At 68.7% G+C, this 12,453-nt stretch carries 12 protein-coding genes; 4 read left to right on the top strand and 8 right to left on the bottom strand.

Going from position 1 to position 12,453, the window contains the following annotated elements:
- The first annotated feature begins 24 nt into the window (after positions 1-24).
- A complete protein-coding gene (locus tag AC5RW2_RS16715) occupies positions 25-747 on the top strand; it encodes a TetR/AcrR family transcriptional regulator C-terminal domain-containing protein (protein WP_494002217.1) in 723 nt (240 codons plus the stop codon).
- 213 nt (positions 748-960) lie between these two features.
- Here the strand turns inward: AC5RW2_RS16715 and AC5RW2_RS16710 are convergent, their stop codons facing one another.
- On the bottom strand, positions 961-3,555 hold the full coding sequence (locus tag AC5RW2_RS16710) for an ATP-dependent Clp protease ATP-binding subunit (protein WP_494002218.1): 2,595 nt from the start codon (positions 3,553-3,555) through the stop codon (positions 961-963).
- Positions 3,556-3,766: 211 nt separating this feature from the next.
- Between AC5RW2_RS16710 and AC5RW2_RS16705 the strand changes: the two genes are divergently transcribed.
- Positions 3,767-4,141 carry a LexA family protein gene (locus AC5RW2_RS16705; RefSeq protein WP_494002350.1) on the top strand — a complete coding sequence of 125 codons (375 nt, stop codon included), beginning with the start codon at positions 3,767-3,769 and terminating at the stop codon, positions 4,139-4,141.
- Positions 4,134-5,489 (top strand): Y-family DNA polymerase, encoded by a 1,356-nt coding sequence (locus AC5RW2_RS16700; RefSeq protein WP_494002219.1) that lies wholly within the window; start codon positions 4,134-4,136, stop codon positions 5,487-5,489. The genes AC5RW2_RS16705 and AC5RW2_RS16700 overlap by 8 nt, the downstream gene beginning before the upstream one ends.
- Positions 5,490-5,595: 106 nt before the next feature.
- On the opposite strand, the gene AC5RW2_RS16695 is transcribed toward AC5RW2_RS16700, so the two are convergent.
- From AC5RW2_RS16695 to AC5RW2_RS16670, 6 genes are all read right to left on the bottom strand, one after another.
- Positions 5,596-5,811 carry a hypothetical protein gene (locus AC5RW2_RS16695; RefSeq protein ID WP_494002220.1) on the bottom strand — a complete coding sequence of 72 codons (216 nt, stop codon included), beginning with the start codon at positions 5,809-5,811 and terminating at the stop codon, positions 5,596-5,598.
- 74 nt (positions 5,812-5,885) lie between these two features.
- On the bottom strand, positions 5,886-6,365 hold the full coding sequence (locus AC5RW2_RS16690; protein WP_494002221.1) for a hypothetical protein: 480 nt from the start codon (positions 6,363-6,365) through the stop codon (positions 5,886-5,888).
- A 62-nt stretch (positions 6,366-6,427) separates the two neighbouring features.
- Positions 6,428-6,646, bottom strand: a complete 219-nt coding sequence (locus AC5RW2_RS16685; RefSeq protein ID WP_494002222.1) for a hypothetical protein — start codon at positions 6,644-6,646, stop codon at positions 6,428-6,430.
- 82 nt (positions 6,647-6,728) lie between these two features.
- Complete coding sequence (locus AC5RW2_RS16680) at positions 6,729-7,799, bottom strand: NAD-dependent epimerase/dehydratase family protein (RefSeq protein WP_494002223.1); 1,071 nt, start codon at positions 7,797-7,799, stop codon at positions 6,729-6,731.
- A gap of 141 nt (positions 7,800-7,940) precedes the next feature.
- Positions 7,941-9,590 carry a catalase gene (locus AC5RW2_RS16675; RefSeq protein WP_494002351.1) on the bottom strand — a complete coding sequence of 550 codons (1,650 nt, stop codon included), beginning with the start codon at positions 9,588-9,590 and terminating at the stop codon, positions 7,941-7,943.
- A gap of 362 nt (positions 9,591-9,952) precedes the next feature.
- Positions 9,953-11,179, bottom strand: a complete 1,227-nt coding sequence (locus AC5RW2_RS16670; RefSeq protein ID WP_494074259.1) for an MFS transporter — start codon at positions 11,177-11,179, stop codon at positions 9,953-9,955.
- Between the two features lie 225 nt (positions 11,180-11,404).
- Here AC5RW2_RS16670 and AC5RW2_RS16665 point away from each other — a divergent pair, with 225 nt between their 5' ends.
- Positions 11,405-11,884 carry a TetR family transcriptional regulator gene (locus AC5RW2_RS16665; protein ID WP_494002225.1) on the top strand — a complete coding sequence of 160 codons (480 nt, stop codon included), beginning with the start codon at positions 11,405-11,407 and terminating at the stop codon, positions 11,882-11,884.
- A gap of 157 nt (positions 11,885-12,041) precedes the next feature.
- Here AC5RW2_RS16665 and AC5RW2_RS16660 read toward each other — a convergent pair whose 3' ends face one another.
- Positions 12,042-12,410, bottom strand: a complete 369-nt coding sequence (locus AC5RW2_RS16660) for an iron chaperone (RefSeq protein WP_494074258.1) — start codon at positions 12,408-12,410, stop codon at positions 12,042-12,044.
- Between the last annotated feature and the right edge of the window lie 43 nt (positions 12,411-12,453).

Here is a 12,453-nt window from a genome sequence, read left to right as displayed (position 1 = left end):
GAGAATGCTATAGTCGCGGGAACAATGATCAAAAAACCGGGCAGCGCCCCCGCGCAACGTGAGCCACTCAGCAGGGAACGGGTGCTCCGCGCCGCCATGGAAATCGCCGACGGCGGCGGGCTGGCCCGCCTGACCATTCGTTCACTGGCCCAGGCACTGGACGCCAAACCGATGTCGCTCTACCACCACGTGCGGAACAAGGACGAGATCCTCGACGGCATCGTCGACGCCGTCTTCGAAGAGATAGAGCTGCCGGTGCCGGGCCGGGAGTGGAAGGCGGAGTTGAAGCGGCGTGCCGCCTCCGCCCGCGACGTGCTGCGCCGGCACCCGTGGGCCATAGCCTTGATGGAATCGCGCACCGCGCCGGGACCGGCAAACCTGCGCCACCACGATGCGACCCTGGGGACTCTTCGGGCTGCCGGGTTCTCGCTGCCGCTGGCGGCCCACGCCTATGCGGTGCTCGATGCGTACGTTTACGGGACGGCTCTCCAGGAGGCATCGTTGCCTTTCGACGGGCCGGACAGCCTGGCGGAGGTCGGCGGGCCGATGGTGGAGATGTTCACCGTCGAGGACTATCCACACCTGCGGGAGTTCGCCGTGGAGCATGTGCTGCAGCCCGGATACGACTTCAGCCACGAGTTCGACTTCGGCCTCGACCTCATTATCGGCGGCTTGGCGGCGTCGCTGCAGGGCCGCTCCGGGACTGGGGAAGAGACACCAGAGCGGGCCGAGGCGCCCTCGCCCTGAACCACCGGGTCGCGGGCGAGGCCATGGGCCCGGAACCCCTGGAACGCGATTGCAGGCAGGAGGGCCCGTGAGGCCCCGCCTTTATTCCGCATTGTCGTTGGCCTGAACCGGAGCGGCGGGACACCCCACTCCGGTGGAGTGCCCCGCCATCGCTCCGGGGTTGCGATTGGTGCGCGCGGGCACATCAACCGCGCCCGGCGTCAGTCGCCGCCGCTATGCCGCAGCGGACATGCTGTCTGCCGCGACGCGCAGCCCGTCGTCGCCGGCGGCCACGCGGATTCGCCCGCCGTCTGCAACGGCCTCGGCCACCAGCAGGTCCGCGATCCGGTCATCCAGCTCGCGCTGGATCACGCGGCGCAGGGGCCGGGCGCCGTATTCGGGCTCGTAGCCGGCCTCTGCGATCCATTCCACGGCGTCCTCGCCAACCTCCAGCGCGATGCCCTGGGCCGCCAGCCGGGCTTCGGTCTTGCGCAACTGCAGCCGCACGATGGAACGCAGCTGCTCCTGATCCAGCTTGCGGAACAGCACGATCTCGTCGATCCGGTTCAAAAACTCCGGCCGCATGGTTTCGCGCAGCCGGCCCATCACCCGGGCGCGCAGATCCTGCTCGCTTCCGAAGCCGTCCACCCCGTCGTTGGCGGTGAAGCCCAGCGCTCCGCCCTTGCTGGCCAGGAACTCCGAGCCGAGATTGGAGGTCATGATCACAACGGTGTTGCGGAAGTCCACGGTGCGGCCCTGCCCGTCCGTAAGACGTCCGTCGTCGAGGACCTGCAGCAGGAGATTGAACACGTCCGGGTGGGCCTTCTCCACCTCGTCCAGCAGCACCACAGAGTACGGGCGCCGGCGGACGCGCTCGGTCAGCTGGCCGGCCTCGCCGTAGCCGACGTAGCCCGGAGGGGCGCCGACCAGCCGTGAGACGGTGTGGCGCTCGCCGTATTCGCTCATGTCGAAGCGCACCATGGCGTCCTCGTCACCGAACAGCGACTCCGCCAGGGCCTTGGCCAGCTCGGTTTTGCCCACACCGGTCGGGCCCAGGAACAGGAAGCTGCCGACGGGCCGGCCCTCGTCCCCCATGCCGGTGCGGTTGCGCCGCACGGACCTGGCGATAGCGGCCACCGCATCGTCCTGGCCAATCACCCGGGCGTGCAGGTCCTCCTCCAACCGCGCCAGCCGCTGCCGGTCGCCCTGGGTCAGCCGGGCGGCCGGAATGCCGGTGGCGCGGGAGATGATCTCGGCGATCTCGGCCTCGCCCACCACATCGGAAGACGCGACGCCGGGGCGGGCCCCGCCGTCGTGGTCTTCCGTGGCACCCGGGGCCGACTGCTGGGCGGAGGCGGCTTCCAGCCGGGCCTTCAGCTCTTCGATCTCGTCGCGCAGCTTCGAGGCGTCCTCGTAGCGTTCCTCGGCGACGGCGGCGTTTTTGGCCGACTCCAGCTCGGCCAGCCGGCCGCGCAAGGCCTCCACGTCAACGCGCGGGCCGCGTCGCAGGCTCAGCCGCGCGCCGGCCTGGTCGATCAGGTCGATCGCCTTGTCCGGCAGGAACCGGTCGGTGAGGTAGCGGGAGGACATCTCGACGGCGGCCCGGATCGCTGCCTCGGTGTAGGCCACCTGGTGGTGTTCTTCGTAACGGTCCTTGAGGCCGGACAGGATGCGGACGGCGTCCTCGATCGAGGGTTCTGAGACCATGACGGGCTGGAAGCGCCGCTCCAGGGCAGGGTCCTTCTCCACCTTGCGGTACTCGCCCAGGGTGGTGGCGCCGAGCAGGTGCAGTTCGCCGCGGGCCAGCCGGGGCTTGAGGATGTTGCCGGCGTCCATGCCGCCCTCGCCGCCGCCGCCGGCACCGATCACGGCATGCAGTTCGTCGATGAACACGATCAGTTCGCTGCTCGCGGCGCTGATCTCGTCCAGGGTCTTGGTCAGGCGTTCCTCGAAGTCGCCGCGGTAGCGGGTGCCGGCCAGCATGCCCGGCAGATCCAGCGACACCACACGCTTGCCGCGCAGCTGTTCCGGGACGTCGCCGGCCACGATGGCCTGCGCCAGCCCCTCGGCGATGGCGGTCTTGCCCACGCCGGCCTCGCCGATCAGCACCGGGTTGTTCTTGGTCCGGCGCGCGAGGATTTCGATGGTCTGGGCGATTTCGTCCGCGCGGCCGATCACCGGGTCCAGCCGGTTCTCCCGGGCCAGGGCCGTCAGGTCGGTGCCGAACTGGTCCAGCATGGGGGTTTCCGACTCGGTGCCGGTGCTCTGTTGCGGGCCGGTTGCAGGGGTGGGGCCGTCGGGCTGCGCCGCAGCTGTCTCCGCCGCCTGCTGCAGTGCCTGCGGGGTGACGCCCGCGCCGGCCAGGATCTGGCCTGCGGGGGTCTCCTGGTTCAGCACGAAGGCGGCGAAGAGGTGCTCGGGGTCGATGTAGGTGGAGCCGAACGCGCGGGCCACTTGGTGCGCATCCAGCAGGGCACGCTGCGCCGACGGCGTGAGCGACGGCGTTTCCCGGGTCGGACCGGTCTTTTCCGGCAGGCCCTGCTCCGCGGAACGCGCGATGGCCTGCGGGTCCGCGCCGGTCAGCTTGATCTGGCTGGCGGCCGGCTCCTGGCCGACCATGACGTGCAGGATGTGCAGCGCGTCCACCTCGATGTGGCCGAGGCCTGCGGCGAACCGGGCTGCCTGCGCCAGCACCTCATGGGTGCGGCGGCTGAGCAGCCGGGTGAGGTCGACCGTGCGGGATTGGGCCGCCCGCTGGCCCTGCAGGTAGCGGGCCAGGAACTCGTCGAATGAACCGTTGCCGGAAGCTGGTCCGAAGAACAGTGGCATGGATAATCCTCCTGTGGAACGTGAGTGTCTTCGACTCATGTTAACGCCTCTACGGCAGGATTATTCCAGAAGTTACCCAAACTTGAGTGGAGCTGGCTCATATGTAGGCCACGGCGGGCCGGTGCTAGTGTTGTGTTCGAAGCTTTGTTCGAAGACGGGGGTCGGGATGTTCGGTGTAGAGCAGCCGTCGGGTGCTTCGGCGGGCCCGGAGATGGGCAGCGGAGCGCCCGAGGAGGCGCGCGGTTTCCCGTCGCCGGCCAGGGACTACTTCCACGGCGGCATCGATCTGAACCGGCACCTGATCCGCGACCGCACCAGCACCTTTGTGATGCGGGTGGCCGGAAACTCGATGGCCGCGGCCGGGATCAGTGATGGCGATGAGCTGATAGTGGATCGCTCTTTGACCCCGCGCGACGGTTCGGTAGTGGTCGCGGTGCTGGACGGGGAACTGGTGGTCCGGCGCCTGCATCTCACCGCGGACGGCGTGCGCTTGCAGGCGGACGACGGCGGCGTTCCCACCGAGGTGGGCGAACTCGCCGACCTGAGGATCTGGGGCGTCGCCACCCGTTGCCTGCACCATGTCTAGCGTCCCCGTGCCCGGGGCAGGCGGGGCGACCTCCGGCCAGCCGTCGGGCTCCGGCGGAGCGACCTCCGGCCGGCCCGGCGAACGGATCGCGCTGGTGGACGTCAACAATTTCTACGTCTCCTGCGAGCGGGTCTTCGATCCGTCCCTCGAGGGACGCCCCGTCGTCGTGCTCTCCAACAATGACGGCTGCGTGGTGGCGCGCTCCGAGGAGGCCAAACAGCTGGGGCTGAAGACCGGGACGCCGTGGTTCCAGGTGGCGCCGCGGGCCAAGGCCTGGGGGCTGGTCGCGCGGTCCAGCAACTACGAGCTGTACGGGGACCTGAGCGCCCGGGTGATGGAAGTGCTCGGCCGGTTCGGGGCCTGGCAGGAGGTCTATTCGATCGACGAGTCGTTCCTGGGCCTGCCCGGCGACGAGGCCCAGTTGCTGGAGACCGCCGGCCGGATCCGTGCCGCAGTTAGTCGTCAGGTGGGCGTGCCGGTCAGCGTCGGCGTGGCGCAGACCAAGACGCTGGCGAAGTTCGCCAACCACGTTGCCAAACGGAATCCCCACATGGCCGGGGTGTGCTCCTTGGGTTCGATGCCCGCTTCCGACATCGCCTGGATTCAGTCGCGCGTCCCGGTCACCGGGCTGTGGGGCGTGGGCGGACGGACGGGGAAACGGCTGAACGCCCTCGGGATCGAGTCGATCGCAGACCTCAAGGCCGCCGACCCGCAGGCAATCCGCAAAAAGTTCTCCGTGGTGCTGCAGCGAACCGTGCTGGAACTGAACGGGACGCCCTGTATCCCGCACGCGGAGGAGCGGGCCGACAAGCAGCAGATCATGTTCTCGCGCAGTTTCTCCACGCCGGTGACCACCCTCGAGGAGATGGACCAGGTGATGGCGGTCTATGCCCAACGCGGGGCGGCCCGAATGGCGGCCGAGGGGCTCCGCGCCTCGGTGCTGACGGTGACTGCGGGGACCAGCAGGTTCGCCGGCGGCGAGGCATCGTTTCCCGCGGCCAGCGTCAACTTGGCGGCGCCTACTCAGGATCCGATCCAGCTGACCAAGGCTGCCGTGGCTGCCATGCGCGGCTGCCTGACTCCGGGCGCCCACTATGTCCGGGCCGGGGTCCTGCTGTCGGGGCTGGAGCCTGCGGCCGGCCAGCAGACCTTCGACCCCTTCGTCAGCGATTTGGAACAGCGGCACATCGGCGACCTGCTGGGCGCGGTGCGTACCAAGTTCGGCGAAGCCTCGATCGGCCTCGGGCAGGGCGGGCTGGCGGCACCCGCGGCGTGGTCAATGAAACGCGAATTTTCCTCGCCTCGCTACACCACCGAGTGGAGCGACCTGCCGGTGGTCAAGGCGTAGCAATGGCGGCCCAACGGTCGCGGCAGCGGCCCAACGGGCACGGCAGCGGGCGAACAGGGCACGGCAGCGGCCGTATCCCGACGACCGCTGCCGTGCCCGCGGTGGATCAGTCGCTCGGGCTCGTGTCGGTGGTGAGCCCGCGGTCGTCCGGCGTTTCCTGGTCCTTCTCTTCAGCCGGCCCGGGCGCGATGTTCATGCCCTCCTTGCCCTCGGGCTCGGGGGCGGAATCGGCCGCCTGCTGCTCCTGAGCATCCGGCGGATCTGCCGGGGTGCCCGACTGGTCCCGCGGACCTTTGACCTGGCCGGTGTCGTTCTCCGTCATGCCAGTCCTTCCCTCTGCCGTTAATGCAGGCGGAGCCCCGGCGAGGGGCCGGGCCCGCCAAAATCCCGGGCGGGTTACACACCGGGCGGGCGCAGGTCGTCGTCCCTGTTGAGGGTGGCGGGTCCGTCCGGCATAGTGCCTCCCTCGCCCGTCCAGCTCTGCCCGAGTTCGTCGTTCTGCGCCGGATCCGACATCGTGGTGTCGCCCAAGGTGGTGCCAGTGGTGTCGCCGAGGGTGGTGGTGCCCGTGGTGCCGCCGGCGGTGGTGGTGGGGCCCGTGGTGCCGCCGTCGTCCTTACCCGAACCGTGGTTGCCGGGCAGCTTGGAGGTTGCCGCGGACCCTGCCTTCTTGGCCGCTTCGGTAACACGGTCGGCGACGCCTGGTGCCTTTTCCTTGACCATGTCGGTGGCTTCGTGCACTTTTTCCTGTACCGCTGGGTTCTGCCAGAACTCCTGGCTCTTGGCCTTCAAGGAATCGTAGGCGGACCTTCCGGATTTCGAACCCAGGACGAATCCGAGGGCGATGCCGGCGCCGAATGTGAGTTTCCCTTTCACAGCGTGCTCCTGTCTGTAGACGGTTGATGGGCGGTGCTAGGTAGAGGTGCGGGCGGTGCCAGTCAGCCGGGGAAAGGCGCGTTGGGCGCGTCCCCGCGGCCGTCCTGGTCCTTGTCGCCGTAGGCCTTCTTGACCAGGTCGTCGGCGAGTTTCTCGTCACCGTGGACCGGGATGTGGGCCTCGTTGACTTCCTTGTCGATGCCGCCTGCGTCGGCGGGAGTCAGAGTGTCGTCATTCGCGTCGTCCGGGTGTTCCGGGCGCCGCTCCTCGTTCGGATTCATCAGGTCCTCCTTCTCGAGCGGGTCGTCCTGTGGGATCAGACCGGGCAGCTGCGCTTTTCGCGCGGCTTCCCATGGGGCCACACTACGCGCCGGTCTCCGGCTTCGCACGGGTCCAGCGGCTGCGCGGGCGCATCGCGGGGGATTCCGTGACCCCTCCGGCCCCGGCCATTCCCGCCAGGACTTCACGGATCGCCGACAACGAATCCACCTGCGGTATCCAGCCGAGTTCGTCCCTGGCCCGGCTGGTGTCCATGACCGGAGCGTAGCGGGCCATGTCCACCCAGCCGGGGTCGCTGGCCAGCAGCCGGAGGGACCACGCGGCGCCGACCAACTGCCGCACCAGCGGCACGGGAACGGGCAGCCAGCGCCGGGCACCGAACAGGGAGGCGACGAGTCCGGGCGTTACCACCGGTTCGGCCGCCACGTTGAAGGCGCCCCTCGCGCCCTGGTCCAGCACCCGCCAGTAGGCGTCCGCCACGTCGTTGGCATGCAACGCCTGGAAGATGAACTCCTCGGGGAACGGGAACAGCGGCAGCCGCAGCCGGTTGACGAAGAACTTGGGGATCCACCGGCCCACAAAGTAGCGGCCGATCTGGCTGCCGGCCTCGGCTTGGAAAATCAGGCCGGGCCGCAGCCGCGCCACCTTGATTTCCGGGTGATCGTCGGCGAACTCGTCCAACAGCGCTTCCTGCTGGCCCTTGAACCGGCTGTAGTGCGAGCTGGCGATGCCTCTGGCGGGCCAATCCTCGCGGACACGGGAGTGCTTCGGTCCGGGGCTGTACGCGCCGACCGACGAGGCGCAAACCACTTGCCCGACGCCGGCGTTGGTGGCAGCGGCGAGCACGTTCGCGGTGCCGTCCACGTTCACCCGGCGCAACTGCTCTTCATCGTGGTTCGGTTGCAGCAGCCACGCGAGATGGACGACGGCGTCGCATCCCTTAAACGCCTGGGTCAGCCTTTCCCGGGCATCGCGGGAGGCGATGTCCAGCGAAACCCACGTGACGCCGTCGTACGGTTCCGTCGTGGCATCGGGCAGCCGCCGCGCGATGCCGACGATCTCCACGTCGTCCGCGCGTTCGCCCCGCGCCTTCTGCAGCCGGCGCAGCACTGCTGTACCGACGTTCCCGCTGGCTCCGACCACGGCGACTCGCATGGACAGACGCTACCGCGGATGCCACGGCTTGGCGAGGGCCCGGCTGGGCGGCCGGCCGCCGGAATTCGGGCTGGATTCGGCCGACGTCCGGGATTTCCGCAGGTCAGCCGCCGCTTAAACGTGGAGGTCGCGCGGTGACGGCTACCGCTCCACTTTGACACGTTCGTTGGGCACGCAGTGCGTCATGGTCAGCCCGGAAACGTCCCGCGGCCCGTTCTTGCCGAGGTTGGCCATCCACTGCTGCTCCGCTTCGGAAAGGTTCTGGCTGGCCAGAGGCCCAAGGTCCTTCACCTCGTCCAGCGAGATGCCGATGCCGCCGCCCACGCCCTGGCCGAGCTCGTCCGCAATCATGTAGAGGTGCCAGAGCATGCGCTCCTGGATCGGCCGGTCGCACTGCGCCAGCGCGTTGGTCAGGTTGGTGATCAGGTCCTCGCGCTCCCAGTCCTCTTGCAGGTAGAACCGCTGGCCGGCCTGCAGGTAGTCGTTGGTCCGCTCGATCCGTTCCCTGGTCAGCCGGCCGCCGATCTCGGGACCGACGGCGTGGTGGTAACCGGAATCCTTCGCCGCCTCCTGCAGCCCGCCGGTGATAGTCGGCTCGTAGTTCACGTGCGGGTTCTGGCCCGGCGCGGTGTCCACAAAGTGCGTCAACTGGCCGTCCCGCTGGTTGGTGGCCACCGGCACCTTCGGGCTGTTGACCGGAAGCTGCAGGTAGTTCGGGCCCACCCGGTGACGCTGGGTGTCGCTGTAGGAGAACGTCCGGCCCACCAGCATCTTGTCGTCGGAGAAGTCGAGGCCGTCCACCAGCACGCCGGTGCCGAACGCGATCTGCTCGCTCTCGGCGAAGAAGTTCTTGGCGGTGCGATCCAGCACCATCCGGCCGACCGGCCGGGGAGGGAACTGCTCCTCCGGCCAGACCTTGGTATCGTCCAGCGGGTCGAAGTCGAGCTCGGGATGCTCGTCGTCGGACATCATCTGCACCACCAGCTCCCACTCGGGGTAGTTGCCGGCTTCGATGGCGTCGTAGAGGTCCTTGGTGTGTGACCCGAGGGTCTGCGCCTGCACGTTCGCGGCGTCCTCGGCGGTCAGCGACTTCACGCCCTGCTTGGGCATCCAGTGGTACTTCACCAGCACCGTCTCGCCGGCGGCGTTGACCCACTTGTAGGTGTTCACGCCGAAGCCCTGCATATGCCGGTAGTCGGCGGGGATGCCGCGCGGGCTGAAGACCAGCATGACCATGTGCATGGATTCGGGGGACTGGCTGAAGAAGTCCATCGCCCGGTTCGGCACCGACGCCTCGAACGTTACCGGGTCCGGCTTCTGCGAGTGGATGAAGTCGGGGAACTTGATCGCGTCGCGGATGAAGAACACGCCCAGGTTGTTGCCGACCATGTCCCAGTTGCCGTCCTCGGTATAGAGCTTCACGGCGAATCCGCGCGGGTCGCGGGCCACCTCGGAGGAATCACGGCCGCCGGCCACGGTGGAGAAGCGGATGGCGAGGTCGGTGCGCTTGCCCGCTTCCTGGAACAGCTTGGCGCGGGTGAACCTGCCGATCGGCTCGTCCCCCCACTTGCCGTAGGCCTCGAAGTAGCCGAAGGCCGTGGTGCCGCGCGCATGCACCACGCGTTCGGGCACGCGCTCGCGGTCGAAGTGGCTCATCTTCTCCAGGAACTGGTAGTTCTCCAGGGTCGCCGGGCCGCGGGCGCCGATGGTTCGCGTGTTCTGGTTGTCGTAGACCTTGTGGCCCTGGCGGTTGGTCAGGGGCTGGTCCGGGAACTGGGCCGCATCGGTCATCACTGATCACTCCTGGGGAAAAGGGGGAGGCCGCTCGCCGTGATTCCAGCTTCCTCCTCGGCCGCGGCGAGGGCAAGAGCCCGACGACGACGCGGCCGGGCTTCGCGGAGGAGTGCCCGTCGCGGTGCGGCGGGAGCCTCGCGGGAGTGGACGTGGCGGTGCGACGGGAGCTTCGCGGGAGTTCCCGGTGGCGGTGCTTTTCGCTCCCACGTCTTGGCAGCGGCTCCCGGCGTTTCGCCTAGTCAGCGCGCTTTAGGGGTAGCCAAAGATGGGCAGTTAGTCCGAGACATGGGAGCGAACACACCGGACGCCCGGTCCGGACCCCGGGCCCGGGCCCGGACCCGGCCCCGCCCCGCCCGGACCTACCGGTGGGCGAAGCTAAGCCCCAGGCGTTTCTCGCTCAAGTACACGCTCAGGCCAATGCCAAGGGCCGCGAACGTGCAGGTCATCCACCAGGTGGACTGCCAGCCGCCGGTAACCGTGGCCAGCCAGGCGATCATGGCCGGGCCGGTGAAGTTGCCGACGTTGAAGATCTGCTGCATCAACCCCATGGCGGCTGGCGGGGACCCGTCCGCCGGCGCCAAGTCCACGGCCATGCGGGTGAGCGTGGACGGGATCACCGAGCCCACCATGGAAAACAGCGCCACACAGGCGAACTGGATGGCCATGCCGCCCGGCGCAACGGTCCAGTCGATGCCGAAGGTGAGCACCGTCGTCGTGCCCATCAGGATGAAGGTGGGGATCATCAGCAGCCGCGGGGGGACGCCGCGCTGCAGCAGGGGAGCGGCGCCGATGGCCCCCAGCGCGTTCAGGCCGCCGACCACCGCGGACAGGATGCCCGGCCAGATCCCGGTGACCCCGTTCTGCTCATAGATGGTAGGCAGGAAACCGACCACGGCCATCCACTGGACGGTGTAGCAGGCGAACACCACGCCGGCGATCCACGGCTTGGGGGACCGGACGGTGCGGCCGATGCGACGGGTGGCCGCGGGCAGGCCGGAACCGTCGCGCCGCGGGTCCTGCGGCACGAACTTCAGCACCAGCGGGATCGGAATGAGCGTCAGGGCGGCCATGATCCACCACCACGTGTGCCAGCTGGTGGCCTGCAGGATAAGCGCGCTGGCCACCAGGCCGGCGAAGGTCGCGAAGCCCTGGTACGCGCTCCAGAAGCCGACCGCCAGGTTGACGCGGACCCCGGCAGTGTTCGCCCGGATGAGCCCTGGCGCCACCACCGTGGTCAGCAGGAAGCCCGCCCCTTCAAGTGCGCGGCAGGCCATCAGCACGGCGGCCGAGTCGGCGAACCCCCCGATGACCGATCCGATGATGAGCAGCCAGAGGCCGGCCAGCAGGCAGCGGCGTGCGCCGATCATTTCCGCCAGCAGGGAAACCGCCAGGCCACCGACCATGCCGGCCACCTGCACCACGCCCAGCAGCACCCCGGCCTGCACCAGGGACATGCCGAGCTCGTCCCGGATCACGGGAATGGCCGACGGCAGCTTCCAGATGTGCATGGCGGCCGTGACGCCGGCCAGGACGACGACGATCCATGCCGCGTCTGCCCGCGGCCGGATGGCGCTGGTGGTGGCCACGCTGCTCCTTTCCGGCGGGTTCGATTAGTTGCCCGTACAGACTATCCGCGGCCGGAGAAGGGGGACGCGCGGCACGTAAGACGGGCGCCGGCGTCGTAATAGTTGACTACGATATGGGCGGAGCCGGGCTGGCTCGGCGCACCATGCCGAGGCGCGGCGGCACCGCACCGCCGTGGATAGACTGGCCAAGGCGGCAAACCCGCCGGGGAACTACGGGAGGGCAACATGTTCGAACCTGGGGCGCCGATCGACGAGGTCGAGCGCGACGTCGAAGCGATCATCATGGAATTGGTGCACGAGCTGGGCGAGCGGGCCGACGCCGATCCGGAGCCGCTGGGCGCCGAGGAGCGCGCCTACATCGCGGCGTTTTCCGACGCCAGGGCCAACAACGACCGCAACCAGACGGCGTTGCTGTCGACGGCGATACGGCAGCCGAACCTGGCCGAGTCGCTGGTCTACCTTAACCAGCGCCTGGACCGGCAGGATCTTGACCCGCGCGAGCCCGTGGGCATCATCGGGATCATCGTCCGGCTGGCGATGGACGGCCTGTGGGTCTCCGACATGCTGGACAGCACGCGGTTCAAGCCGGAGGACCGGCGCCGGATCACCGACGTGCTCACCGGCATGACGTACCTGACCGACGCGCGGCTCAAGGAACTGCTGGCCGAGCTGGCGCCGAAGGGACGGGCGTCGCAGAAGGACTGACCAGCGCCGACCGAGCCGCCGGGCCCGCCCGCAGCTTGACCGCTGAGGGTCGGGCCCGCTGTCGTAGGGGTGCTCCCGTCGCTGTAACCGGCCCGCCCGCAGCTTATCCGCTGGGGGCGGGCCGTCGTCGTAAGGGGTCCGGGACGTCCGAGGGGAGCTAGGCATCGGTTGCGTCGTGGCCGCGCTGCCGGGCCAAAGCCTTGGCCACCCGGGTGATCAGGTCGTACGGAACGGGCCTACCCAACGGAAACTTCAGGGTTCCCTTGGCCGCCAGATACGGTTCCATGTCGTGCTGCAGCGCCGCATCGGCTTCCGGTACGGGGTAGAGCGAGACGTGGTGTTTCCAGCCGGCGAAATAGACCAGATAGTGTCCCTCGAACATGATGGTCGGTATGGCGTAGCTGATCTTCTCTTCAGCCCCCGGGACCGCGCTGTGAATGGTCTGCCGGATTTCCTGCAGGATGATCCTGACGTCCTCGGGGAACGACGCGATATAAGCGTCGATCGTCGCAAACTGCTCCGCCATCCTGACCCACCTGCCGCCTTCCGGCCTTGCCCTATCAGACGTC

This window comes from Arthrobacter sp. B0316-1-20, assembly GCF_059091865.1.
This window is presented reverse-complemented; position numbering and strand designations above follow the sequence as displayed.

Excerpts from the sequence above, each read along its gene's own strand:
- AC5RW2_RS16675 (WP_494002351.1), bottom strand. The coding sequence starts at position 9,590 with ATGACCGATGCGGCCCAGTTCCCGGACCAGCCCCTGACCAACCGCCAG.
- AC5RW2_RS16715 (WP_494002217.1), top strand. The coding sequence starts at position 25 with ATGATCAAAAAACCGGGCAGCGCCCCCGCGCAACGTGAGCCACTCAGC.
- AC5RW2_RS16710 (WP_494002218.1), bottom strand. The coding sequence starts at position 3,555 with ATGCCACTGTTCTTCGGACCAGCTTCCGGCAACGGTTCATTCGACGAG.
- AC5RW2_RS16680 (WP_494002223.1), bottom strand. The coding sequence starts at position 7,799 with ATGCGAGTCGCCGTGGTCGGAGCCAGCGGGAACGTCGGTACAGCAGTG.
- AC5RW2_RS16665 (WP_494002225.1), top strand. The coding sequence starts at position 11,405 with ATGTTCGAACCTGGGGCGCCGATCGACGAGGTCGAGCGCGACGTCGAA.
- AC5RW2_RS16660 (WP_494074258.1), bottom strand. The coding sequence starts at position 12,410 with ATGGCGGAGCAGTTTGCGACGATCGACGCTTATATCGCGTCGTTCCCC.
- AC5RW2_RS16700 (WP_494002219.1), top strand. The coding sequence starts at position 4,134 with ATGTCTAGCGTCCCCGTGCCCGGGGCAGGCGGGGCGACCTCCGGCCAG.
- AC5RW2_RS16695 (WP_494002220.1), bottom strand. The coding sequence starts at position 5,811 with ATGACGGAGAACGACACCGGCCAGGTCAAAGGTCCGCGGGACCAGTCG.
- AC5RW2_RS16685 (WP_494002222.1), bottom strand. The coding sequence starts at position 6,646 with ATGAATCCGAACGAGGAGCGGCGCCCGGAACACCCGGACGACGCGAAT.
- AC5RW2_RS16705 (WP_494002350.1), top strand. The coding sequence starts at position 3,767 with ATGGGCAGCGGAGCGCCCGAGGAGGCGCGCGGTTTCCCGTCGCCGGCC.